The following is a 25,439-nucleotide window of genomic DNA, read 5'->3' on the forward strand; positions in this document are numbered from 1 at the left end:
TAACAAAAATCTTGAATGTTACAATATTGTAAAATTAAAAGAGTATTTGTTGCTTTTTCATAAGTAAACGTTAAAAACAAAAATATAGTGTTAATACTTGTTTTGGCTCTTATAATGACATTTATACTATAATAATAAACTTGGTATATTTCTTGTTATAGTTTTAATAAATACTTTAATTAATTTTTCACTATGAATAAATATAAAAAGCTTGCTATAGGCTTGGTGTGTGATGCCTTAGGATATGTATCGTTTGTGTTTCCACCATTTGATATAGTTTGGGCACCATTAGCAGGTTATTTAATGACCAAACTATATAAGGGTAGAACAGGCAAAATAGCAGGTGCTATTGTGTTTATTGAAGAGGCAATGCCTTTTCTAGATATTGTGCCAACCTTTACATTAATGTGGTTGTATAGTTATGTTTTTAAAACTGAGGAGAAGGTAATAGAAGTGTAGTTTTTCAATCCCAAATTTGTGGTCTATCGATTCCTATACTTTAATAAGACAACTAATATACTCTTTATATTGTTTTATTCTTTAGGCGCAAAAAGTTTAATCGGTAATTGTTTGATTTTGTGTTTGCTTTTCAAGAAACTTCAGTATTTTTTTAAAATAGTCTTCACCACCAACTTTCCACACATTAGAATGATTTGCTGTATCTATCTCTAAAAATTTTTTATCAGTACTCTTAATCTTAGCAAAATTTTCTTTGGCATATTTAATATTAATGCGTTTGTCTTTGTTACCATGTACTATTAAAATAGGTTGTTCTATGCTTTCACAGTATTTGATTGGTTTTGCATCATTTGAATCAAACTCTGCAATGCTACCAGTTCTGTTTACTAGATAATTAGAGAATGGAGCAAAGCTAAAACCTAAGTGAAAGTCAAAATAATCATTCACAATAGTTTTAAAATCTGAAAATGCACTTTCAATAACCCCAAACTTAATTCTTTTATCAAACCCCATTGCTTGCAAACCGACAGCTCCACCAAGCGATTGTCCCCAAATACCAATATTATTTAATTGTTCATTATCAATTAAATAGTCGATTAATTTATTAACATCTTTTTTTTCATTTACTCCAAAAGAACAAAACTTACCTTCGCTCTCTCCGTGAGCTCTTAAGTCTAGAGCAACCGAATTAAATCCTTCAGACGACAAGAAACGGCTCAATTCATTAAAATGACTCTTATTAGATCTTATTCCATGCAATAAAATAATCGTGCCTTTTGTTGAATCTAAACTGGAATAAGTTAAGTTGGCAGATAGCTTATAGCCATCAAATGAAGTTATTGAAAAAGTTTTTCTTTTTATTTTAAATTGATTGTCGAGAGTCAATTCATGACTAACATTATGATTTCGTTTAATTAGACTAACTACTGGGTTTCTAATCTCTGAAATAAGTCTAGGGATGAAAAAGTGAACAGAAATCATCCCTAGAACTATTAAAATTATAGTTATACGTTTTAAAATTTTAACTCTGCGTTTTCTTGTCATTTATCAAACGTATAAAAATACCAACAATTATTTATAATTTATAACTCATTGCAAAACTAATATTTCGTCCCATATTGTATATACCATCAGGCTTTAAACGTGATAAGTGGTTAATATACTTTTTATTGGTTAAGTTATTACCAGTAATACTTAACCACATGATGTTGTTAAACACATTAAACTCACCTCCAATACCTGTACTTATTAGAGAATAGCTTGGTGTAACTGTTTCAAAATCGCTAATATTATTTTGTTTTAAATTGGTAAGTAGTTTTACAAATGCGTAGCCTTTTTTAAACCAGTTGTTATCAAATTCCACACGAACTGTATTAGTGATTTTATTAGCAGGAATAAGAGGTAAATAACTATCGTCTTCTAACTTTCCTGTAACTGTTTCAAAAGTATTTTCAATATGCAGCCAATCTAATGGATGCGGATGGAAATGCAAACCGACTTCACCACCAAATAATTTCGCATCGTTCTGTAAATACACAAATACTGGGTCGTCATCAATAACATCGCCATTTGGTGATAAGAAAATATAATCGTTCACTTTATTATAAAATCCATTTACAAATAGTTCCATATGAGGAGCATTATATTCTATGGCAACATCTACTTGAAAATTTTGCTCATTGTTTAAATTGCTATTTCCAATTTCATAGCGGTTAGTACCTTCATGACTCCCTTCAGAGGTTAATTCGGCCAAGTTAGGCGCTCTAAAACCTGAAGCAAGATTCACTCTTGTAGTCACTTCATCATTAAAATCCTTTTTTAAACCAAAAGCACCATTAAAACTACTGTAGTTTTTGGAAAAACCATTTTCAACATCAATAATTCTATTGTCATAGCGCGCACCAAGTTGTAAATCCATAGTCTCAAAATGAATGTGAGATGTTGCTAATAATCCGACATCGTTGGTAGTAGCGTCTGGAATTAATTCTTCTTCTCCATAATTAGTATTGGTTTGAGACATACCTTGTAAGCCTACTATTGTTTCAAACCTACCTAGTTTTGGCAGATTGTATTTAAAATCGTAGTTAAACGTTTTTAACTTCATATGTAACGCAGCTTCTAAATCTTCTTCATCTTCATGCTCTTCCTCATGTTCTTCTTCTTCTTCTTCTTCTTCATGATCATCGTCGTCGTGATGATGATGTTCTTCAAACTCCTTTCTACTATTATAGATATAGCCAACATTAAGCTCGAAACTAGAATTTTCTAAAAATAGTTTCGATTTAGAGCTAAAAATGTGATTTTGGATATTTTGGTTTGGTAATAACGGATTTGTGTTGGTATTTTGTACACCAATCTCTTCAGGAATCCCTAATTGAGAAGTGTTTAAATTATATCTAAACTCCGTGTTAAAATTAGATTCTTGGTAACCTAAAGCAGCTTTAAAATCTTGTTCTTTAAATCTAGAGTTGGTAACACGATAGTCTTCGGTTTTATAATCGGCGTGCTCAGTAATACTTCCTCTAAAAATAAGTTTAATATTATCTATCGAAGTTTTGTAACCTGCATTGGTATTATAACCTTGGGTGTTTGTAAAATAATTAAAGTTTAGATCACCGCTTTTTGTATTTGCTGGAGCGAATTTCTCAGGATTGATATATAGAACACCTCCAAGCGCATCGCTACCGTAGAGTAGGGAAGCAGGTCCTTTTATAACTTCAATACTTTCTACACCAGCATCACTTAGCCCTAAGCCATGTTCTTCACCAAATTGTTGATTTTCCAATCGCACCCCTTGTGCGTATACTAACACTCTATTGCTGCTTAAACCTCTAATAACAGGCTTACCAATACCAACTCCAGTAGATATAGTTTCTACACCAGATATGGTATTAATACCTTCGGAAAGCGTTACTGCACCAGTAGATTTTAAATCACCGATGTTTTTTTGCTCTACTTTCATCACATTATCTCGTTGCAACTTGTGAAATGGTGTTGAAAGAATGATTTCTTCCATTTCTATTGCCGATGGAAATAACGCAATTTTTAAGTAATCGTTTAATGGTAAAGTTATAATGGCATCATAAGTCTCAAAACCAATAATAGATATAATCATTTTATGACTTCCGTTTGGTAAATCATAAATGGTAAACTCTCCATTTTCGTTAGTGATGCCTCCTTTTTCGAGTGTTGGAAAATAGATGTTGGCGAAAGGTAATACTTCGTGAGTATCAATATTTGTAATGGTACCTTTTACTGTGTTTTGTGACTGTATAGGTAAATATGCTACTAGTAATAGTAGCCAAAATATGTTTGATTTCATTTTTGAATTTGTTTAGTGTTTATTAAAATAGCTAATAATAATACTAAACAGTAGGAGGTCCTCTTAAACTAAAAGATAATCGTTGATAATCGCTTATAAATTGATATTGCGAAACAATTGGAGAAGTGTTGTTTTCAATATTTATGCTCTCCTCATAATCAAATGAAATAGCAACTTGAGGATTTGTTTTGAATTTATAGAATTCACAATCAATATCGTACTCATGAAAATGCTCCTTTTGAGGTGTTACACAAATTTCATGTTCATGATTTTCGAAAGCATGAGCTAACTTTACAAAAGAAGGTACTAAAAGCGTAATCACTAATGTGACAATCAGGCTTTTAAAAATGATGCTTTTTTTGTATTTACTCATTCTTCTTTTACTAATCTGCTTAATCCAATTCGCTTTGCCAATCTTTTTAAAAAATCTCTAAAAAATGCATATTGACCAAAAATCCAAGCTATTGTAATTAACAGGATTTGATAAAATATGAGTCCAATAATAACATAAAGTATCCAATAGACAAATATATTTAAGTTTTCTTTAGTAATTCCTATAAATTTCATAATAGGTTTACTTACAAAAACTGATGATGTTCCAGTTATGGCAAACACAATAAAAATGCGAATCATTTCCCATTTGTAGTCAACTATCCATTTGTTTTCCAGTCTATTGAAACAGAAAAGAAAGAACTTTAATAGGATAAAATAGAAAATAGCCGATAATAAGACTAAATATGGAATATTTGGAGCTTCGTGCCTGTTAAAAAATATCCCAGATAATTTATAAGAACTATAAACTAACAATACCACACCTAATATTGGAAAAAATAATTGCCAATTTTTCTTTATCTCCCAGCGTTCTTTAAATTTTTTCATAGCACTAACTAAAATGTGCCGCAAATATAAAGCGTTCTACTAAATTCTTGGAGTAAAACCTGTTAATTGTTGTTTGTGTGTTATTTGAAAGTAAATAAAATAATTATAAAGCTTGTAATTAACTTCATATCCATAATCAATATTTGGTTCATAGTCTATTCTTGCTTCATATAGACTAGGGCTGTATCTATTTGGTTGTAAAACTCTACTGTTCCACTCTGAAACTAACATTTGATTTCTTGATTCCAAAAACTCTTGAGAGTAATAACCTTCTGGTTTCGCAGTGCTTAATAACCAAGTGCTAAAACCTGGCTCTATTATAATTATTTCGTATTCTAATTTGTCGTTTGCTATTCTAACGGTATCTTGCTCAACCTCTGAAACTTGGTTGCTTACATTTGCTTTTTGGGAAGTTTTGCAACTTATTACACCAAAGCAAATCAAAAAGATTAAAAATAGATTTTTCATTTTCTTTGTTTTTCTCTTAAAGTTACAAAAATCGTTTCGTAATTTTTAATTTTTAACACAAAAAAAGCTAAATATCAGATAGATACCTAGCTTTTAAAATGTATTTAGTAGACTGCTATTTTTTTCCAAAAAGACCACCTAGCAATCCGCCAAGACCACCTTTCTTTTTATTTCCTCCAAGAACCATTCCTGCAACATCATCAATAATACTTCCGTCACCATCTGCATCTAGCATAGACTCAAGAAAACTTTGCTCTTGTTGAGGTGAGTTGCCTTTTAGTAACCCTCCTAAAAGCCCTTCAATGCCACTAGGACTTTCAACTTGCTGTTGTCTTTTTTGTTTTCCAAGAACTCCCATTAAAATTGGTGCAGCTACTTTTAAAATTTGTGCGACAGAACCAGCATCCATTCCTGATTTTTGGCTTAAGGCGTTTTCTACATTACGTTGTTTACTTCCTAAAACATGACCTAAAATTTTTCCACCATCGTCCATAACATCATTTGATATGCCACCTCCAAAAAGACCTCCTAAATTATCTAGAATACTTCCATCATGCTTGTTTTCTAGTGCTCCCAATAGTCCTTGAGCACCTTCAGGTGTTGCTGCATTTCTTTTCATAGCTTGCATTAATACAGGCAATGCCATAGTTAATACATCTCCTGTTTTGTTTTGATCTTGACCTGTTTGATTAGATACACCGCTAACAATGGTTTTTCCTAGATCACTGTTTAATAAGTCTAAAATTCCTGACATAATTTAAATTTAATATGGTTAATGATAATGCGTTAAGGTACAAAAAAAGTCCTAACACCTATTAGTTAGGACTCATATATACTTAAATAGTCACATTTATTTTTTTACGCAAGAAGGCTAATAATTTGAGATGCTAATTCTTCACCAATTCTATCTTGTGCTTCGTTTGTTGCGGCTCCAATGTGAGGCGTTAATGATATTTTTGTATTCATTAAAACTTGAACAGCTGGAGTAGGTTCTTCTTCGAAGGTGTCTAAACCTGCAAAAGCAACCTTTCCAGACTCTAAAGCTGCAACTAGGGCAACCTCGTCAATTACTCCTCCACGAGCTGCATTAACAATACCAACACCATCTTTCATCATTTCTAATTGTTTTTTGCCAATAACATACTCTTTTTGAGCTGGTACGTGTAAGGTAATAAAGTCTGATTGCTTAAGAATCTCCTTCATAGGTTCAGTCTTAATATTTACATTTATAAACTGACCGTTATAGAATTCAACCTTAATGGTTGCATCACCAACAAACTTATCGCTTGCGATAACTTTCATACCAATTCCTAAGGCAATTTTTGCAACTTCACGACCAATACGACCAAAACCAATAATCCCTAGAGTTTTACCTCTTAATTCTACACCTTTAGCATAGCTTTTCTTTAGGTTTTTAAACTTGGTATCGCCATCCAATGGCATATTTCGATTAGAATCGTATAGAAAACGTGCACCTCCAAATAGGTGAGCAAACACTAATTCTGCAACTGAATTTGAAGATGCAGCAGGAGTATTTATTACATGAACACCTTTTTTTCTTGCGTAATCCACATCAATATTATCCATGCCAACTCCACCACGACCAATAATCTTTAAAGATGGACAAGCATCAATTAATTCTTTTCTAACTGTTGTTGCACTTCTTACCAATAATACATCAATTGTATTTTCATTAATGTAATTAACTAGTTGTTCTTGTGCTACTGTTGTTGTATTTACTTCAAAACCTGCAGATGTTAAGGTGTCAATTCCACTTTGTGAAACTCCATCGTTTGCTAATACTTTCATTTATTTATGCTTTACTTTCTAATTCACTCATAATTTCTACTAATACCTGTACGCTCTCTAGAGGTAAAGCATTGTACATAGAGGCTCTATAACCTCCAACACTTCTATGACCATTGATGCCATTTATTCCAGCTTCTTTACACATAGTATCGAACGTTTCTTTTAAATCTTCGTTTGCTAATGTAAATGTGACATTCATTATAGAGCGGTCTTCTTTTGTTGCGTAGCCTTTAAATAAAGGGTTTAAATCAATTTCAGAATACATTAACCGTGCTTTCTTTTCGTTTTCTTCTTCAATAGCAGCAATACCTCCTAAATTTTTTAGCCACTCCATTGTTAGCATTGATGTATACACGGCAAAAACAGGAGGCGTATTGAACATGCTGCTCTTGCTTATATGTACTTTGTAATCCATCATAGAAGGAATGTGTCTTGAAACCTTTCCTAATACTTCTTCTTTGATAACTACTAACGTTGTTCCTGCTGGGCCCATATTTTTTTGTGCTCCAGCATATATCAAATCAAATTTTGAAAAATCCAATTGACGTGAAAAAATATCACTACTCATATCACAAACCATAGGAATTGGACAGTCTGGAAATTGTTTTATCTGTGTTCCGAAAATGGTATTGTTTGATGTGCAATGAAAATAGTCGTAATCGGTTGGAATGTCATATCCTTTTGGGATATAATTATAGTTGGCGTTTTTAGAAGAAGCTACTTCGTAAATATCGTCATAAATTTTAGCTTCCTTGATGGCTTTGTCACTCCAAGTCCCTGTATTTAAATAGCCAGCTCTTTTTTCTAATAAATTTAAAGCTACCATTAAAAACTGCATGCTAGCTCCACCTTGTAAAAATAAAGCTTTATAACCTTTTCCTTCTAAACCAAGTAATTCTAAAGCCAAGGCTCTTGCTTTTTCCATGATATCCACAAAGTCTTTACTTCTATGTGAAATTTCGATGAGAGATAAACCGCTGCCATTTAAATCCATTACAGCTTCTGATGCTTTTAAAAGTACTTCTTGAGGAAGTATACAAGGTCCTGCGCTAAAATTATGTTGTTTCATTTATTTAATTATTTTTTGCGACGTAAATGTCTGAATTTATTACCTATTAAGTATTAATAATATTATAAAATTATCATCAAATTTTCAACAAAAACGCAATGGTGTCCACATTGTCTGCATAGTCCCATAATTTGGGGTTTTGTGTTTCTCCAAAGTTGATTTCTGAATCCACAAACCCTAAAGACACTACACACTGGATTTTATCTTCATCGTCCTCCAGTTTTTCTTTTAACTCTTCTTTAGAATCGTAATGTTCATAAAACAAAGTTGCAATAGGCGAGGAGTAGCTTGCATCTTCTTTAATCATTAAAAATCCGTTTTCTAACATTTCGAACTCACTCATTAAGTATACAGCCTTGTTATAGTCGTAATTATTGGCGTATTTGGCTTCGTTTATAACTGGATGCCATTTGTATACTGCTTCAAAAAAGTCCTTAAAATCATAATCTTTTGGTACAAACAGCTTAGATACATTACGACAACCCAAGCCATAATATCTAAATATATCGTCGGATAGTGCTTCTAGCTGCTCTTTGTTTTCATTGCCTGTTAAAACTGCTACCGAGTTTCTGTTTTTTCTGATAATTGATGGCTTATTCTTAAAATAATACTCAAAATATCTTGCTGTGTTATCGCTTCCTGTTGCTATCACAGCATCAAAGGCTTCTAGTTTCTCTTCAGTAAATGTTATTTTATTCTTAAAATTTGGCTCGACATACTCTAAATATTTTGCTAAATATGGCAATAAATGCTTGTCGTTTGACGATTGTTTTACCAAAATATCATGACCAGAAATTAGTACCGAAATAAAATCATGAAAGCCAACTAATGGGATGTTTCCTGCCATAATTATGGCAACCTTTTGAGGTGTTACATTATTAAAGTTATACTTTGTTAACCATTTATTAATGTAATTGTTATTCAGCAATTTAGACCATCCATTAATAGCATATATAATATTTTTGTTTGTAAACCAGCCGTTATGTTCTTGTGCTAGTTTTATTTGATGTTTAAAACCCACAAAGAACAAATCATTATGCTTAACATTTTCTAGTTTTTCAACTTTTTCTTTGCTGAATTGATTTAGGAATTTCCCCAATTCAGTAAATGCATTAACTCGTTGTTCTAAATTCATTATAAGGTTTGGTTATGAATTGTTTTGGCTTTATTTTTGCAGCTGCAAATTTAAGCAAACTAAAAAGAAAAATTGTTATGGCGATCATAATTACAGATGAATGTATTAACTGTGGGGCTTGCGAACCAGAATGCCCAAATACTGCTATATATGAGGGTGCCGATGATTGGAGATACAATGATGGTACTAGTTTAAAAGGCGGTGTTGTGTTGCCAAATGGAAAAGAGGTTGATGCTGATGAGACTCAAGAGCCTATTAGTGACGAGATTTATTATATAGTTCCAGATAAGTGTACCGAATGTAAAGGCTTTCATGAAGAACCGCAATGTGCTGCTGTTTGTCCTGTAGATTGCTGTGTGCCTGATGAGGATAACGTAGAGACTGAAGAAGTGCTTTTAGGTAAGCAACGCTTTATGCATCCTGAAGATTAATCGATATTGAAGTAAATTCTGCATAAATAATCGATTTCTGATTATACAAGAATCCTAAGCTTTTGCTTGGGATTTTTTTGTTTATAAGTTTTAGTGTTTAATGCTTTGGTTATCTTGATATTAAAATTTATTAAAAACTAACTTCGCATTAAGTTGTGTATAAACAATTAAAAAAGATCATTCGCTTAAAAAGTTTTGCAAAACCAAAAAAATCATTCAAAATTTTTAATTCTCCTCACTGCTCTTAAAACGTTTCATTTCGGCTAAAGGTTCAATGGCGTTGTGGGTTTTCCAAATAGATGGGTCGTATTGTTTTAATTTTTGATAAGGCACATCTTCTGCTTCAGTAAATGAAGAAAATTCACTCTGGTTTAAGCTGGATTTATTAATAATGAATAGTTCCTTTTTCGATCGTGCGCTTCCTTCAATTAAGAAGTTAAAGCCTACTTTGTTTTTCTCTCTACTGTTCTCAATAAATTTAATAGGCCTGTTTACATAAAAATAACGCCCTTCTTCTTGATTAATATATTTTGGGCTATATGTGCTGTCTGCGTTTTTTTGAAAGATAATAGTGCCTTTATTAATGTTTTCTACATACTTAATGCCTAGCAATAATTTAAGATTGAATTTCTCTCCTCTTTTGCCTTTACCAAAATCGTAATCTAGTTTAATAACTGCAAAGGTTTCATCTGCTATGTATAATTTGCCAGCGTATTTTGATTTTGCTTTTCTAGGTTTGAAATTAATAATATAAACTAACTCACCATTAAAACCTGTAACATCAACAAACTCGTAATTGTATAATTCTGGATTTATAATTTTTCTCAAAAACGAATCATTATAGGTTTGTGCGTCATGAAGCAAGCCATGTGTTTCTCCTTTAAGATTTTTAATGTCGTATATATTTTCATTGTCCTTATCGTTATTATTATCCGATTTTAAAGAGAGTGAATCTTCAACTTTAATAAGTCCAGTTTTTAATTTATAAGTAAGCGTAGTATCTAAGTATTTTAAAATAATATCTTGTGCTTTGGTTTGCACATTGTCTAATGAGAAATTTTTGCTATTGTCTACTAAACTTGTTGCTTTATGTATATTTAGCTTAGCTTCTTTTCTATTTTTAATCATTAAATCACCTAAATAATCCTGAAAATACATTGTATTGCTATTAACAATGGTTCTAGTTAAAGAGTCTAAACTTTTATTAACACCTTCATGTTGCTTTTTACGCATTCCAGATGCTTTGGTTACTTTAGCTTCAAAGCGGTCAAAATCGGCATAGGCTGTATTACGATGAAAAAACTGAACAGTTTGGTTATCATGTTTATAGTTTTTTGCAAGGTTGTTATTTACCTTTTGGATAATGTCATCGGCATTAGGCTTAGAATTACTCAAGAATACTTTGCTTAATTCGTCAATAAACTCCTCTAAAACAATAATATTATTATTGTTTTTTATGGCTTCAATAGAAATAGAGCGAGAGGCAAACCCAAGACAGCTAAACGTAATTTCATTAGAAGCTACATCTTCAAGATCAATTGTAAAAAAACCTTCTTCATTAGTAATTACACCAGAATCCTGATCGGTTTGTACTGTTGCAAATGGAATAGGGTTGTTATTACTGTCTACAACTTTAGCTGTTAGGCTTTGACCAAACAATGAAGTTGTTATTAGGAAGATAAAAATTGAAAGATAGGTTTGCATAGAAAAATTGATGATTATAAAAGATAGACGATGAAATTACGCATTTGTAACATTTAGTATATAAAATTCTTGTTAAAATAGTTACATTTGCCACCTTAAAATTATTTCGATGAAAGCAGGAATTGTAGGATTACCAAATGTTGGAAAATCAACATTATTTAATTGTTTATCTAATGCAAAGGCGCAAAGTGCAAATTTTCCTTTTTGCACTATTGAACCAAATATTGGTGTGGTAAATGTCCCAGATCCAAGGCTTGAAAAATTAGAAGAGCTAGTTAATCCTGAGCGAGTATTGCCTGCAACTGTTGAAATTGTTGACATTGCAGGTTTAGTCAAAGGTGCTAGTAAAGGAGAAGGTCTAGGAAATCAATTCCTTGCAAATATTCGTGAAACTGACGCAATTCTTCATGTAGTACGCTGTTTTGATAATGATAATATTGTTCATGTTGATGGAAATATAAATCCAATTAGAGATAAAGAAACAATAGATTTTGAGCTACAGCTTAAAGACTTAGAAACGGTAGAAAAGAAACTGGACAAAGTAAAGCGAGCAGCTAAAACAGGAAATAAAGAGGCACAAAAAGAAGAAGCTGTGCTTTTAAAAATAAAAGGAGGTTTAGAAGCTGGAACTTCAATTAGAGCTTTAGAATTTTCGGATGAAGATTATGCAGCTTTTGTAAAACCACTGCAGTTTATTACAGATAAGCCTGTAATGTATATTTGTAATGTTGATGAAGCTTCTGCTGTTTCAGGAAATGCTTATGTAGAACAAGTTAAAGAAGCAGTGAAGGATGAGAATGCCGAAGTATTAGTGCTTGCTGTTGGTACTGAAGCAGATATTAATGAATTAGATGATTACGAAGAACGTCAAATGTTTTTAGATGATATAGGCTTAGATGAACCTGGATCTTCTAAGTTAATACGTTCAGCTTACAAGCTGTTAAATCAGCAAACCTATTTTACAGCTGGTGTCAAAGAAGTCCGTGCTTGGACCATTGACATTGGTGCAACCGCTCCACAAGCCGCTGGTGTAATCCATACAGATTTTGAAAAAGGCTTTATTAGAGCAGAAGTAATTAGTTATGACGACTATGTTCACTATGGTAGCGAAGCAAAGGTGAAAGAGGCTGGAAAAATGCGAGTAGAAGGAAAGCAATACATTGTTAAAGATGGCGATGTGATGCACTTCTTGTTTAACGTATAGTTTGGGTTTTTGTTTATAACTAAATCGACTGTCAGGTTGAGCATTAGCGAGATTAAAATATATTTTGAGCGAAGTTAGCTTACAAAGTAAGTCGAAACCTAAAATAAAATAATGTCACTAATAGAAATCAAAACACTTATTAATGCAGATATTAAAACATGTTTTGATTCAGCTCGTAATATAGATTTCCACAAAGAATCATTGCAACATTCCAACGAAAAAGCCATTGCAGGGAAAACATCAGGTCTAATTGATTTAGGCGAATGGGTCACTTGGGAAGCTAGACATTTTGGTGTTAAACAGAAGTTGACTTCTAAAATAACCAAATTTAATTCACCTACTTATTTTGTTGATGAACAAGTTTCGGGAGCATTCAAATATTTTAAGCATGAGCATATTTTTGAAATACATGATGAACAAACTTTAATGATAGATAGGTTTGATTTTGAATCTCCTTTTGGCATTTTTGGGCGATTGATAAATGTTTTGTTTTTAAAAAAGTATATGACTAACCTTCTCGCAATCAGAAATCAATTCCTTAAACAAAAAGCAGAAGAAATAAATTGCCATACTTCATAATCTAAAAGCTCTTTTCATTCGTATGTATTTAATAACCTATTTATTAAAACAAACCCAAACCTATGAATGCAAAGCAATCAATTGTAGTTACTCTTTTATTAGTTTTTACAACCCTAACTTACGCTCAAATAACTACCGACGACTCTAAATTAGCCCTTGGTGTTTCAACTGGATACAATCGAGGAATTGGTATTCAGCTAAACGCAACTGCCCTTAAACCATTAGCAAATGTTTCCATGCAAATACGTTTTGGATTGGGAATGACTAAGTTGGATCCTGGAAATTCGGCAGATTCAAGGCGAATTTTTATTAATAATGCCACAAATGGAGTTCCTGAAGAAAAAGCAAGGTCTTTTGATTATAGATTAGATTTTATGCTAAATTCAAATTTTTTAACTTCTGATGCTTCTCATATAGTTTTTGGTCCAAGATATTCTAGTTTTAAGGCTAATTTCAAGTACGTTGGAGGCAACGAAGACTTTGATGTCACGTCCAAACAGTTTGGTGTTGGATTAGGTGCAGAAAGTCAGTTTAAAATGAATAAAAACCTCAACTTAGTGACAGCAGTTGGATTAGACTATTTTTTTAATAATACTTTAAAAGGACACGATACACATTACAGCCCAGATAATGATAATGTAAATGCAAGAAATGACAACGAAAACGACAATGTGGAGTTTGTATATGCTGATGCTAACGAAGCCATAAAACAACCAAGCTTAATGCCTAGAATAATTATTGGTTTGGTCTACAAATTATAGCAGTAATAAAAATTTAGCAAAATAGCCAACGTTCTCAACAATATTGGCTATTTTTTGTTAATTACTTTGTATATTCTGTGTTTCTTTTTTTGTAGGGTTGTGTTATATTAGCAACCTGTCAAAATTTTACCCAATTTATGTCTCAAGAAACCAAATATACTGAAGATAATATACGCTCACTCGACTGGAAAGAACACATCCGAATGCGTCCGGGAATGTATATTGGTAAACTTGGTGATGGTTCTTCTCCTGATGATGGTATTTATATTCTTGTAAAAGAAGTACTAGATAACTCTATTGACGAATATGTCATGGGAGCAGGTAAAACCATTGAAATTTCCATTCAAGGTAACAAAGTCATTGTTAGGGATTACGGACGTGGTATCCCTCTTGGAAAAGTGGTGGACGTAGTTTCAAAAATGAACACTGGAGGGAAGTATGACTCCAAGGCATTTAAGAAATCTGTTGGACTAAATGGAGTGGGTACAAAGGCTGTAAATGCGCTTTCTACCTATTTTAGAGTAGAATCTACACGTGAAGGGAAATCGGCTTCTGCTGAGTTTGAACAAGGAAACTTAACGAATCAAGAATTACTTGATGACACCTCACGACGTAAAGGAACAAAAGTGTCTTTTGTGCCAGACGAACTTATCTTTAAAAATTATAAGTACAGAAATGAGTATGTTGCAAAAATGCTCAAAAACTATGTGTACTTAAATCCTGGGTTGACTATCGTTTTTAATGGTGAAAAATTTTACAGTGAAAATGGTCTTAAAGATTTATTAAGTGATAACATAAATGAGTCTGATAGATTATATCCAATTATTCATTTACGCGGAAACGACATCGAAGTTGCTTTAACGCATAGTAAAACGCAATATAGTGAGGAATATCATTCGTTTGTTAATGGTCAAAACACCACTCAAGGTGGTACGCATCTATCGGCTTTTAGAGAGGCTTTGGTTAAAACCATAAGAGAGTTTTATGGAAAGAATTATGAGGCTTCAGATATAAGAAAATCAGTAGTTTCAGCAGTTTCTATAAAAGTGATGGAACCAGTTTTTGAAAGTCAGACAAAAACAAAATTAGGGTCGACTGATATGGGTGGTGATCTTCCAACGGTAAGAACGTACATCAACGACTTTTTAAAAACACAGCTTGATAACTTCTTGCATAAAAATCCGGATACAGCTGAGAAAATTCAACGAAAAATTCTTCAAGCCGAACGAGAGCGTAAAGAGTTATCTGGTATTAGAAAATTAGCAAAAGATAGAGCAAAAAAAGCAAGTCTTCATAATAAAAAATTGCGTGATTGCCGTGTGCATTTTGGTGACACCAAAAATGAGCGTAATCTTGAAACGACTTTGTTTATTACCGAGGGAGATTCTGCTTCTGGTAGTATCACAAAATCAAGGGATGTTAACACACAAGCGGTTTTTAGTTTAAAAGGAAAGCCATTAAATTGTTATGGTTTAAGCAAGAAAATTGTGTATGAAAATGAAGAATTCAATTTGCTTCAAGCTGCTTTAAATATAGAAGAATCTTTAGAAGATTTACGCTATAACAATGTAGTAATTGCAACTGATGCAGATGTAGATGGTATGCATATTAGACTGTTGTTAATTACCTTCTTTTTGCAATTTTTTCCTGAGGTAATTAAAGAAGGTCATTTGTACATTTTACAAACGCCATTATTTAGGGTTAGAAATAAAAAAGAAACTGTTTATTGTTATTCTGAAGAAGAACGAAGAAATGCTATTGAAAAATTAAAACCAAAGCCTGAGATTACACGATTTAAAGGTTTGGGAGAAATATCGCCAGATGAGTTTGTGCATTTTATTGGGGAAGATATTCGCTTAGACCCTGTAATGTTAGATAAAGAAATGTCTATTGAAAAGTTGCTGTCTTTTTATATGGGAAAAAACACGCCAACAAGGCAAGAATTCATTATTAATAATTTGAAAGTTGAGCTTGATTTAGTAGAAGAGGATAATTAACTATGAGTGAAGAAAACGAAAACTTAATAAATAATAATAACGACGATAACCAAGAAACAATCACTAAAGTTACAGGGATGTACAAGGATTGGTTTTTGGACTATGCTTCGTATGTCATACTAGAACGTGCAGTTCCTGCCATTGAAGATGGTTTTAAGCCTGTACAGCGACGTATTATGCACTCCATGAAAGATTTGGATGATGGTCGTTATAATAAAGTTGCGAACATTGTTGGTCATACCATGCAATATCATCCTCATGGCGATGCAAGTATTGCTGATGCTATGGTTCAAATTGGTCAGAAAGATTTATTGATTGATACCCAAGGAAACTGGGGAAATATTCTAACAGGAGATAGAGCTGCTGCATCACGTTATATCGAAGCACGATTATCAAAATTTGCTTTAGACGTTGTTTACAACCCTAAAATCACAGAATGGCAAGCTTCTTATGATGGTAGACGTAAAGAGCCTGTTAATCTTCCAGTGATGTTCCCATTGCTTTTAGCTCAAGGAGGAGAAGGAATTGCAGTTGGGTTGTCAACCAAGATTTTACCCCATAACTTTATCGAATTGATTGATGCATCAGTAAAGCATCTTCAAGGAAAGCGATTTACTATTTTACCAGATTTTCCAACAGCTGGAATAGCCGACTTCACCAATTATAATGACGGTCTAAGAGGAGGGAAGGTACGCGTAAGAGCAAAGATTTCGCAATACGATAAAAACACATTAGTCATTACCGAAATTCCTTTTGGAACAAATACCTCGTCTTTAATAGATTCTATTTTAAAGGCGAATGACAAAGGAAAAATCAAGATTAAAAAAATTGAAGACAATACTGCTGCTGATGTTGAAATATTAGTGCATTTGCCTTCAGGAATTTCTCCAGATAAAACAATTGATGCTTTATATGCTTTTACAAATTGTGAAACCTCAATTTCGCCTTTAGGTTGTGTTATTGAAGACAATAAACCATTTTTTGTTGGTGTTACCGAAATGTTACGTCGCTCGACTGACAATACGGTCCAGTTATTAAAACAAGAGCTTGAAATAAAACTCGGTGAGTTTGAAGAACAATGGCATTTCGCTTCCTTAGAACGCATATTTATTGAAAATAGAATATACCGTGATATTGAAGAAGAGGAAACTTGGGTAGGTGTTATTAGAGCTATAGACAAAGGACTTCAGCCACATATAAAACATTTAAAAAGAGCTGTTACAGATGAAGATATCGCTAGATTAACTGAGATTAGAATCAAACGTATATCAAAATTTGATATCGATAAAGCACAACAAAAAATTGATGCCCTCGAAGATCAGATTGCCGAAGTGAAGCATCATCTGGCTAACTTAATAGATTATGCCATTGCTTATTTTACTAGATTGAAAAAGGAATACGGTAAAGGCAGAGAGCGTCAAACCGAAATTCGTGTATTTGATGATGTAGATGCTACCAAAGTGGTTATTAGAAATACCAAACTTTATGTAAATAGAGAAGAAGGATTTGTTGGAACTTCATTACGTCGAGATGAATATGTATGTGATTGTAGTGATATAGATGATATTATCGTGTTTACCAAAGATGGTAAAATGATGGTTACTAAAGTAGACTCAAAAACCTTTATCGGCAAGGGAATTATACATGTAGCTGTTTTCAAGAAAAAGGACAAGCGTACTATTTACAATATGATTTATCGTGATGGCAAAGGTGGTCCATCGTATGTAAAACGTTTTGCAGTGACCTCTATTACTAGAGATAGAGAGTACGATTTAACGAATGGAACTAGCAATTCGATAGTGAATTATTTTTCGGCTAATCCAAATGGCGAAGCTGAAGTGGTGACAGTGATGTTACGACAGGTAGGTAGTATTAAAAAGTTAAAATGGGATTTAGATTTTGCAGATATTATTATTAAAGGAAGAGCTTCTAAAGGTAATTTAGTTACAAAGAACACTATAAAACGTATCGAGCTTAAAGAAAAAGGCGTAAGCACTTTAAAGCCACGTAAGATATGGTTTGACGATACCGTGGAACGCTTAAATGTGGATGGCAGAGGTGAATTAGTTGGCGAATTTAGAGGAGAGGATAGAATACTCATAATTACACAATCTGGACTGATTAAAACAATTATTCCAGAAATTACTGCACGTTTTGATAACGATATGATAGTAATGGAAAAATGGATTCCTAAAAAACCAATTTCAGCAATTTATTTTGATGGTGACAAAGAACGTTATTATGTGAAACGTTTCTTAGTTGAAAACGAAAATAAAATTGAAAGTTTTATAACTGATAACCAAAACTCACAATTGGAAATAGTATCTACTGATTGGAGGCCGATGGCCGAGGTGGTTTTTGCTAAAGAACGAGGAAAAGATAGGAAAGATAACTTACAAGTTAACCTTGAGGAATTTATTGCAGTAAAAGGTGTTAATGCTCTTGGAAATCAATTAACTAGAGATAAAGTCAATCAAATTAATTTAATTGATTCCTTGCCTTATGAGGCTCCAGAAGAAATGCCTGCTGATGAAATGGAAGTGATAGATGAAGAAGTTGTTGAAAACAAAGAATCGGTTGTAAAACCTTCAGAAAATGGCGAAGCATCAAAGGATTTAGATATTGATGATGAAGGGCAGATTACCTTGTTTTAGTATTGGCTATTAAGGCTTTATTAAAAATGTATTTTCTTCCCTTCATGAGTTGCTTTAAATCCTAAATCTTCGTAAAATTTAATAGCCTTTGGTCTTTATTTTTGTCACTTGTTAATTGTAACAAATTGCATTTCGTTCTTTGACTCTGTTTATTGTCCATTTAAACATGGTTTTTCCAATCCCGCTACCTCTTTTTGTCTTTTCGTATTCTTACTGCTTCTATTTGTGCTCTAATTCCGCAACGATAAGTTAGATACTGAATAAAGGATAGCTGTAAAGTCCCAATAATTTCGGCATATTCGTTTTCGACAACTATTAATTCTTGATTTTCATCAGCGTTTATTTTTCAAAAGCATGTAAGTATTCTTTAGGTAAAGGGCTTTGGAAGTTTTCTCTCTTTTTCCTAGCATATGGTCTGCAATCATTTCTACAATCTCAGAAATGTCATTTATAGTTGCTTTTCTAAAGGTCATTGTGATTTTGGTCTTGTTGCTTGTTGTCAGCTTGTTGTGTATAGTTAGTTGCGTTGGTTAGAACTAACCTAGTAAAAGAAAACAAACCATAGGAAATTATAAAGGAATTTCCAAGTAGGCGAGAACTTAGTAATTGACTTTACATGTTGTTGGCTGCTGTGTATTTAATTAAACAGTAATTATACTAGTTCTTAATTCGTACTGATACATAAGAGCCGTTCAATATTTTCCAATTGCCATTTTCTTTAATTAGTGTGAAATAGTCTAAATTATTATTTCTTGGTTCACCATTTATGGTAAAAATTGCATCAGCTCTTACAAATGCTAACATTCCCATTTCCATATGAACTATAAAATCAGAAACAGGTTCTGTATATTTTGTTGGGTTATTATAAGCTTTTAAGCGTTCCAAAAATTCCTGAATGGTATATGTATTAGTAATCCATTTTCCATTTCTTAAAGAAGCACCAGATATGTTAGCCTTATCGCTAAACAATGTCTGTACTGTCTCGATATCGTGATTACCAATAGCAGTTAGAAATTCTTCAACTAAATTTTTTACAGCTGCTTTTTCAGATTCGATATCCAATTCTTCAACTGTTTGTTGAGCAGAAGTTAAAAAACAAATTGTAAGTGCAATTAATAGTGAAAACATTTTTTTCATTCCGCCTTTTGTTTAATTAAACTAAAGTTTATTTGGCATTGCTGCCAACGTGTTTGTGTATGGCTCGTTGAGGAATATCAACTATGATTTTCCGACGTAACCGAAAGATAGTGAATTGCAATGAATTCCGATTAGGAGTTCAGACGCAATGAGCTGTACACATTGTTGTGTATAGTATTATAAGAAATATCCAATGGCAGATACAACTATTGCGATTACAGATAAAATAAATGCATATTTCGCATTTTTTCTAGCGTGATTCAATTCCAAGAAATTTATGTAGTTGAATTCGGATTCTAAAGTCACGATAAGTCTATTAGAATTAAGTACCGTAAACATAGAGTTTTTAGGAGGCCTTTCCTTATTTTCGTTCCATAAAGCATTTCTACAATGTCTTGATATTATTTTTTGTTCTGCACTTGTAATTTCAGAGATACCTAATATTTCATCTTCGGTAAATCCAGATGATTTAGTTCGCCCCCATTCTATAGCTTTAATGTAAGTACTCTTGTTCATAATATTTCACAAAACGGGTTATATGTGTACTAATATACTCATTATCCCAAATATTCTCAGGATAATAGGAATTTTAGCTTCCTCCTCATGGCTTCTTGTTTCTTGTTATGCGATAGTTTAAAAACTCTACAAAAAGAGAGAAAGCAATAGCAAAATATAAGTAACCCTTAGGAATAGCACCAACTTCATTTCCAAATACAGATGTGTGTGATAAATGCGCAGCTTCGGTAATTAACATAAAACCAATAAGTATTAAAAATGCTAAACCAAGCATTTGTATACTTGGGTGTGCATCTATAAACTTACGTATTGGGTTGGCAAAAACAATCATGATTATTATAGAAATAACCACAGCAATAATCATTAATACTAAATTATAGTTGTGGTTGCTAGATAAACCATTGGTCATACCAACAGCTGTTAAAATGGAATCAATTGAGAATATAAAGTCAATAATAATTATTTGAACAATGGCTTGAGATAGCGATTTTATTTTTTTTCCTTTTACAGCGTCTTCATCATGCGATGGTGTTTCTACTTTCTCACGAATTTCAGAGGTGCTTTTATAGATTAAAAACAACCCTCCAGCAAATAGAATAATACCTTGCCAGCTTAATGCAAGGTGCAACCAACTATTCTCAAAAATGTAAAAAGGTTCGCTTAAACTAATTAAGAACGACACAAAAAACAACAATATGATACGTTGTACCATAGCGAGTATTAGGCCAATGTTTGTGGCTTTTGCGCGTTGGTGTTCTGGGAGTTTGTTAGCAGCAATAGATATAAACACAATGTTATCAATACCCAGAATAATCTCTAAAAAAGTGAGAGTAAGTAATGCCATAATTGCATCGCTAGTAAGTAGGAAATCTAACATAGTACTATTTTAATTTTTTTGCGATTCCTTTTTGTTTTATTACTTCGCCAACATACGAATACTCAAACGTATATGATGAGTCAGTAGTGCTTAGTATTTTTAAATGGATATCTTTTCGTTCTGCCATGCTTTTCGGATTTATAGTTTTAAAAATCACTTCACAATCATTAATCCAACGTACAGTAGCAGAATCTGTTTTGTTTTCAAAAGTTTCTATTTGTAAATCGTTAGTTCGTGTAAAAGTAGAGGTATAGTCTATGTTATCAATAACAATAGAGCTCTCAAAAGTTCCAGTTTTAAAGTTTGTACAGTTTCTTTCAACTTGGTAGCAACTAAAAAGCATTGAACTAAGAACGATTATAAAGAAATATTTCATTGAAAAGCGTTTCATGCAAATTTAATAAAGAATATGCTTAATTCTTATAATTTTTATATGTACCATCCTTAAAAAAGATAATAACTCTATCTATGTCTTTAGATTTTGCGTTGAAAACATCTAATGATGTATTCTCTTTAAGATTTGCAGTATCGTTTTTCGGTTCGTTTTCTATATGTTTCGGAAATGTGCCTTTGCCATTTAACAACCAATACAAATCAACCTCAGGAAAAGAGGAGAGTATTTTCATGACAAAATCTAAACTAGGTTTATTTCTACCAGATAATATATGTGAAATGCTAGAACGTTGCACACCAATTTTATCTGCAAATGCAGACGCCGATAGGCTATAGAAATCTATAATTTGTTGCAGCCTTATGGTGAAATTTTTAGAGTTTATCATTGTAAACAAAGATATTTATTTTATAACTAAGATTGATGTGTTTTTATTGTAAAATTTGATATTAAAATATGATAATACTATTTAAAATATAAATTTAAAGTTCATATAAAGCGTCATAAATAAATGATATATAGATTATTAAGTATGATAATGTAATTTTGTTCTTTTTATGAATCCATACTCGTTAATATTGCATACAATTGTAAACAAAGGAGTTGTATGGAGTTGTTTACAATTGTAAAATTTAGTTTATTTACATTTGTAACTTAATAAAAGCTATGCTAGATTATTCGTCTTTACAATCCATATTCGATGCTTACAGAACAGAGGATCTATCAAATAGATATATTACCAACAACCATATTGAGCTTGTTCTAAAAAAAGTATCTAAAAATTTTGATGTTGCAACTATTGGGTATTCAGTTAATGGATTACCAATCTATGGCATCCAACTTGGAAATGGTCAAAAGCGCATTTTAATGTGGTCGCAGATGCACGGAAATGAATCGACCACCACAAAAGCGTGCTTTGACTTATTGAATTATCTCGAAAAAAACAATAAAACACTTGAAGCTTGTACATTATACATTATTCCTATCTTAAATCCAGATGGCGCAAAGGCGTATACTAGACTAAATGCTAATGGTGTTGACCTCAATAGAGATGCACAGGATCTTACACAACCTGAAAGTGTAGTGTTGAAAAATATATTCGAAAGTTTTAAGCCAAATTTTTGTTTTAACCTACATGGTCAACGAACCATTTTTACCGCTGGAACTGTCAATAAGCCAGCTACAGTAAGCTTTCTAGCTCCAGCACAAGATGAGCAATGTACAGTTACTAATAGCCGTAAAGTTGCCATGGAAATAATTGTAGCCATGAATAATATGCTTCAAAATATCATTCCAAATAGTGTTGGTATTTATGACGATGCTTTTAATATAAATTGTGTTGGCGATACTTTTCAAAGTAAAAATGTACCTACTGTGTTATTTGAAGCTGGACATTATAAAGATGATTATACCAGAGAAAAAGTGAGATATTTTATTTTTAGTTCATTGCTAGTTGCTATAGATGCAATTTGCAATAAGGAAAAGCTCGGAACTGAATATGAAGCGTATTTTGATATCCCAATGAATGATAAACTGTTTTATGATATTATTATTAGAAATTCTAAGGTTTTGGTTGCTTCCGAAGAAAAAACGCTGGATTTAGCTATTCAATATGATGAGGTATTGATTGGTGGAAAAATTGATTTTATACCAAAAATTAAAGATTTTGGTAAGCTTTCAAAGTATTTCGGACATAAAGAGATTGACGCAAGGAATCAAAATGTAATATTGGGAGATAATGAGTCGTTGCAAAGCAAAAACGCAATCGATTTCGTTACAATCAACAATGAATTATTCTCATTAAAATTAGTAAATAACCACTAATTTGTTCGTTATTATTATTAAAAATGCGCTATTTTTGATTTTTATTTAACAAAATTTGAAAAATGGCAAAGTTTAAATTAGACGAAATCGATCACCAGATTCTTGATATGTTAATAGATAACACAAGAATTCCTTTTACAGATATTGCAAAAAAATTATTGATTTCGGCTGGTACAGTACACGTTAGAGTAAAAAAAATGGAGGATGCAGGTATTATAAAAGGGTCATCCTTAACCTTAGATTACCATAAGTTGGGTTATTCGTTTATTGCGTATGTTGGTGTGTTTCTTCAAAATACCTCGCAAACAAAATTTGTATTGGAACGCATAAACGAAATCCCTCATGTTACAGTAGCTCATATAACAACTGGGAAATTTAATATTTTTTGTAAAATTAGAGCTAAGGATACTTCACATGCTAAAGAAGTTATTTTTAAGTTAGACGATATTGATGGTGTTTATAGAACCGAAACAATGATATCACTTGAAGAAAGTATAAATGATAAGAAACGCTTAATGCACTCAATATTTAACGAGATATAGTAACCTATGATTGCAGAATATTTAAAACCTGAAGAGTTCAATAACTACTATACTCCTTACATTAATTTGGTAGAAAGTAAAGATATAATTGTTTCACTTGAAAAGAGTTTTGAAGAAACATTGTCTTTTTATAGTTCAATTCCAAAGGACAAATGGCTATTTTCTTATGCTAAAGGAAAGTGGACAGTTAATGAGGTTGTTCAGCATTTATTAGATACCGAACGTGTTTTCTCCTATAGAGCATTATGCTTTTCGAGAAAAGATACCATTGAACTTCCTGGATTTGACCAAGATGAGTATTTAATTAATTCTAACGCAAATTCTAGAAGTAAAGAAAGTATTATAGAAGAATACCTATCAGTTAGAAAAGCAACAATTACATTGTTCAAAAGTTTTTCAGAAGAAATGCTTCTTCAAATAGGAGTAGCAAGCAATAGCACATTATCGGTAAGAGCAGCTGGCTATATAATAATTGGTCATGAAAAGCATCACTGTAATGTCATAAAGGATAACTACCTATAGTTTTTTACGCTTTGTAGTAATCGAAAGCTTCCATAATAAGCGCATTTTCTACTTTACAATCTATTTTTGATTTTCCAATATCTTCAAGCAATACGAAATTAATGTTTCCATGCGTATTTTTCTTGTCAAACTTCAAGAGTTCGATAACTGCTAAATAGTCATCATTGGTTAACTCTACTAGTCCGTAAATGTTTCTAATGGTTGCTTTTATGTTTTCTAATTTTTCATGCGGAAAACCACATTTTTTATGTGATATATATGTGGCTAATACCATGCCAATAGCAATGGCTTCACCATGTAATAATGTCTCTTTTTTATCATTGCTTAAGCAGTAGGACTCTATGGCATGACCAAGCGTATGACCGTAATTTAAGGTTTTTCGCAGTCCATTTTCGTTAGGATCTTCAGTTACAACATTCTTTTTAATGATAATGGATTCATAGATTAGTTGGTCTAAATCTTCAAGAGTGAATTTGGACAAATCACTCATTTTATGCCAATAGGTCTCATCTTGAATTAATCCATGTTTCAACATTTCTGCTAAGCCAGAGCGCATTTCATTTTGAGGTAAAGTTTCAAGGAACTCTGTGTCTACAAGAACCATATCACCACAATTAATTACACCAATTTGGTTCTTTAGTGTGCCAAGGTCAACACCAGTTTTTCCGCCAATTGATGCATCAACCATTGCCAATAATGATGTAGGTACATTAATAAAATTTATACCGCGTTTAAAGCATGAGGCTACAAAGCCTCCAAGATCGGTAACCACACCACCTCCAAGATTAATTAAAAGTGATTTTCTGTCACCATCCAAATCAGATAAAGCATTCCAAACACCAACACATGTGTCTATAGTTTTATTAATTTCACCAGCTTCTATTTCAATAATCTCAATGTTTTGAGAAGTATTTAACTTAGCTAAAAAAGGGCTTAAACAATGCTTATGCGTATTTGTATCTACTAAAACAAATATTTTCGAAAAATTTGATTCGTTAATGTAGGTGTTCAGCTTGTTGTAACAAGTTGAATTAAAATATATTGCGTAGTCTTTTGTTATGATTGATTCCATGTATTTCCGCCATAAAATTTGAGTGGTAAAATAAGTAGAAAATTATTAAAAAAGTATCTTAGTAATAAATATATTTGCTTTATATGA

Annotated in this window: 27 protein-coding genes; 10 read left to right on the forward strand and 17 right to left on the reverse strand. The window is 32.3% G+C overall.

Features of this window, described 5'->3' with window-relative positions; genetic code table 11:
• Positions 1-192 precede the first annotated feature (192 nt).
• A complete protein-coding gene (locus HB672_RS10210) occupies positions 193-459 on the forward strand; it encodes a hypothetical protein (protein ID WP_167611927.1) in 267 nt (88 codons plus the stop codon).
• 96 nt (positions 460-555) lie between these two features.
• Here the strand turns inward: HB672_RS10210 and HB672_RS10215 are convergent, their stop codons facing one another.
• From HB672_RS10215 to HB672_RS10255, 9 genes are all read right to left on the reverse strand, one after another.
• The gene (locus HB672_RS10215; protein ID WP_167611929.1) at positions 556-1,503 is read right to left on the reverse strand and encodes an alpha/beta fold hydrolase; all 948 of its coding nucleotides are present in this window, start codon (positions 1,501-1,503) and stop codon (positions 556-558) included.
• 31 nt (positions 1,504-1,534) lie between these two features.
• Complete coding sequence (locus tag HB672_RS10220) at positions 1,535-3,781, reverse strand: TonB-dependent receptor (RefSeq protein WP_167611932.1); 2,247 nt, start codon at positions 3,779-3,781, stop codon at positions 1,535-1,537.
• 43 nt (positions 3,782-3,824) lie between these two features.
• The gene (locus HB672_RS10225; RefSeq protein ID WP_167611935.1) at positions 3,825-4,154 is read right to left on the reverse strand and encodes a hypothetical protein; all 330 of its coding nucleotides are present in this window, start codon (positions 4,152-4,154) and stop codon (positions 3,825-3,827) included.
• Positions 4,151-4,660 carry a DUF6787 family protein gene (locus tag HB672_RS10230; RefSeq protein WP_167611938.1) on the reverse strand — a complete coding sequence of 170 codons (510 nt, stop codon included), beginning with the start codon at positions 4,658-4,660 and terminating at the stop codon, positions 4,151-4,153. Before HB672_RS10230 ends, HB672_RS10225 begins: the two co-directional genes overlap by 4 nt.
• A gap of 39 nt (positions 4,661-4,699) precedes the next feature.
• Positions 4,700-5,128 carry a DUF6146 family protein gene (locus HB672_RS10235; RefSeq protein ID WP_167611941.1) on the reverse strand — a complete coding sequence of 143 codons (429 nt, stop codon included), beginning with the start codon at positions 5,126-5,128 and terminating at the stop codon, positions 4,700-4,702.
• A 115-nt stretch (positions 5,129-5,243) separates the two neighbouring features.
• A complete protein-coding gene (locus tag HB672_RS10240; RefSeq protein WP_167611944.1) occupies positions 5,244-5,882 on the reverse strand; it encodes a DUF937 domain-containing protein in 639 nt (212 codons plus the stop codon).
• A gap of 104 nt (positions 5,883-5,986) precedes the next feature.
• On the reverse strand, positions 5,987-6,937 hold the full coding sequence (locus HB672_RS10245) for a D-2-hydroxyacid dehydrogenase (RefSeq protein ID WP_167611947.1): 951 nt from the start codon (positions 6,935-6,937) through the stop codon (positions 5,987-5,989).
• A 4-nt stretch (positions 6,938-6,941) separates the two neighbouring features.
• Positions 6,942-8,006: a 3-phosphoserine/phosphohydroxythreonine transaminase gene (serC, locus tag HB672_RS10250; protein WP_167611950.1), complete on the reverse strand. Its 1,065-nt coding sequence runs from the start codon at positions 8,004-8,006 to the stop codon at positions 6,942-6,944.
• Between the two features lie 76 nt (positions 8,007-8,082).
• On the reverse strand, positions 8,083-9,141 hold the full coding sequence (locus tag HB672_RS10255; RefSeq protein ID WP_208864206.1) for an acyl-CoA reductase: 1,059 nt from the start codon (positions 9,139-9,141) through the stop codon (positions 8,083-8,085).
• Positions 9,142-9,218: 77 nt separating this feature from the next.
• On the opposite strand from HB672_RS10255, the gene HB672_RS10260 reads away from it, so the two are divergent.
• Entirely contained in the window at positions 9,219-9,572 is a 354-nt protein-coding gene (locus tag HB672_RS10260) for a 4Fe-4S dicluster domain-containing protein (protein ID WP_167611953.1), read from the forward strand.
• Between the two features lie 225 nt (positions 9,573-9,797).
• Here the strand turns inward: HB672_RS10260 and HB672_RS10265 are convergent, their stop codons facing one another.
• A complete protein-coding gene (locus tag HB672_RS10265; protein WP_167611956.1) occupies positions 9,798-11,276 on the reverse strand; it encodes a carboxypeptidase-like regulatory domain-containing protein in 1,479 nt (492 codons plus the stop codon).
• A 109-nt stretch (positions 11,277-11,385) separates the two neighbouring features.
• Here HB672_RS10265 and ychF point away from each other — a divergent pair, with 109 nt between their 5' ends.
• The 5 genes from ychF to HB672_RS10290 all read left to right on the forward strand — a co-directional run bounded on the left by ychF (position 11,386) and on the right by HB672_RS10290 (position 18,471).
• Positions 11,386-12,480, forward strand: coding sequence for a redox-regulated ATPase YchF (gene ychF, locus HB672_RS10270; RefSeq protein WP_167611958.1), 1,095 nt, complete (start codon positions 11,386-11,388; stop codon positions 12,478-12,480).
• 111 nt (positions 12,481-12,591) lie between these two features.
• Positions 12,592-13,059 carry an SRPBCC family protein gene (locus HB672_RS10275; RefSeq protein ID WP_167611961.1) on the forward strand — a complete coding sequence of 156 codons (468 nt, stop codon included), beginning with the start codon at positions 12,592-12,594 and terminating at the stop codon, positions 13,057-13,059.
• 62 nt (positions 13,060-13,121) lie between these two features.
• Positions 13,122-13,820 carry a TonB-dependent receptor gene (locus HB672_RS10280; protein ID WP_167611964.1) on the forward strand — a complete coding sequence of 233 codons (699 nt, stop codon included), beginning with the start codon at positions 13,122-13,124 and terminating at the stop codon, positions 13,818-13,820.
• Positions 13,821-13,957: 137 nt separating this feature from the next.
• A complete protein-coding gene (locus tag HB672_RS10285) occupies positions 13,958-15,817 on the forward strand; it encodes a DNA topoisomerase IV subunit B (protein ID WP_167611967.1) in 1,860 nt (619 codons plus the stop codon).
• 2 nt (positions 15,818-15,819) lie between these two features.
• The gene (locus HB672_RS10290) at positions 15,820-18,471 is read left to right on the forward strand and encodes a DNA gyrase/topoisomerase IV subunit A (RefSeq protein WP_167611970.1); all 2,652 of its coding nucleotides are present in this window, start codon (positions 15,820-15,822) and stop codon (positions 18,469-18,471) included.
• Between the two features lie 332 nt (positions 18,472-18,803).
• Here HB672_RS10290 and HB672_RS14705 read toward each other — a convergent pair whose 3' ends face one another.
• The 6 genes from HB672_RS14705 to HB672_RS10320 form a co-directional block, all read right to left on the reverse strand.
• Positions 18,804-18,944: a hypothetical protein gene (locus HB672_RS14705; protein ID WP_244306602.1), complete on the reverse strand. Its 141-nt coding sequence runs from the start codon at positions 18,942-18,944 to the stop codon at positions 18,804-18,806.
• 184 nt (positions 18,945-19,128) lie between these two features.
• Complete coding sequence (locus tag HB672_RS10300; protein ID WP_167611973.1) at positions 19,129-19,608, reverse strand: nuclear transport factor 2 family protein; 480 nt, start codon at positions 19,606-19,608, stop codon at positions 19,129-19,131.
• Positions 19,609-19,785: 177 nt separating this feature from the next.
• Positions 19,786-20,124, reverse strand: a complete 339-nt coding sequence (locus tag HB672_RS10305; RefSeq protein ID WP_167611976.1) for a hypothetical protein — start codon at positions 20,122-20,124, stop codon at positions 19,786-19,788.
• Positions 20,125-20,209: 85 nt separating this feature from the next.
• Complete coding sequence (locus HB672_RS10310) at positions 20,210-21,001, reverse strand: TerC family protein (protein ID WP_167611979.1); 792 nt, start codon at positions 20,999-21,001, stop codon at positions 20,210-20,212.
• Between the two features lie 4 nt (positions 21,002-21,005).
• Positions 21,006-21,377 carry a DNA topoisomerase IV gene (locus HB672_RS10315; protein WP_167611982.1) on the reverse strand — a complete coding sequence of 124 codons (372 nt, stop codon included), beginning with the start codon at positions 21,375-21,377 and terminating at the stop codon, positions 21,006-21,008.
• A gap of 37 nt (positions 21,378-21,414) precedes the next feature.
• On the reverse strand, positions 21,415-21,780 hold the full coding sequence (locus HB672_RS10320) for a helix-turn-helix transcriptional regulator (RefSeq protein WP_167611985.1): 366 nt from the start codon (positions 21,778-21,780) through the stop codon (positions 21,415-21,417).
• Positions 21,781-22,058: 278 nt separating this feature from the next.
• Between HB672_RS10320 and HB672_RS10325 the strand changes: the two genes are divergently transcribed.
• The 3 genes from HB672_RS10325 (at position 22,059) to HB672_RS10335 (ending at position 24,280) form a co-directional block, all read left to right on the forward strand.
• Positions 22,059-23,216 carry a M14 metallopeptidase family protein gene (locus HB672_RS10325; protein WP_167611988.1) on the forward strand — a complete coding sequence of 386 codons (1,158 nt, stop codon included), beginning with the start codon at positions 22,059-22,061 and terminating at the stop codon, positions 23,214-23,216.
• A 62-nt stretch (positions 23,217-23,278) separates the two neighbouring features.
• Positions 23,279-23,758, forward strand: a complete 480-nt coding sequence (locus HB672_RS10330) for a winged helix-turn-helix transcriptional regulator (protein ID WP_167611992.1) — start codon at positions 23,279-23,281, stop codon at positions 23,756-23,758.
• A gap of 6 nt (positions 23,759-23,764) precedes the next feature.
• The gene (locus HB672_RS10335) at positions 23,765-24,280 is read left to right on the forward strand and encodes a DinB family protein (protein WP_167611995.1); all 516 of its coding nucleotides are present in this window, start codon (positions 23,765-23,767) and stop codon (positions 24,278-24,280) included.
• A 4-nt stretch (positions 24,281-24,284) separates the two neighbouring features.
• Here HB672_RS10335 and aroB read toward each other — a convergent pair whose 3' ends face one another.
• Positions 24,285-25,352, reverse strand: coding sequence for a 3-dehydroquinate synthase (gene aroB, locus HB672_RS10340; RefSeq protein ID WP_167611998.1), 1,068 nt, complete (start codon positions 25,350-25,352; stop codon positions 24,285-24,287).
• Between the last annotated feature and the right edge of the window lie 87 nt (positions 25,353-25,439).

This window comes from Gaetbulibacter sp. S0825 (assembly GCF_011777505.1).
Taxonomy (GTDB): Bacteria; Bacteroidota; Bacteroidia; order Flavobacteriales; family Flavobacteriaceae; genus Pontimicrobium.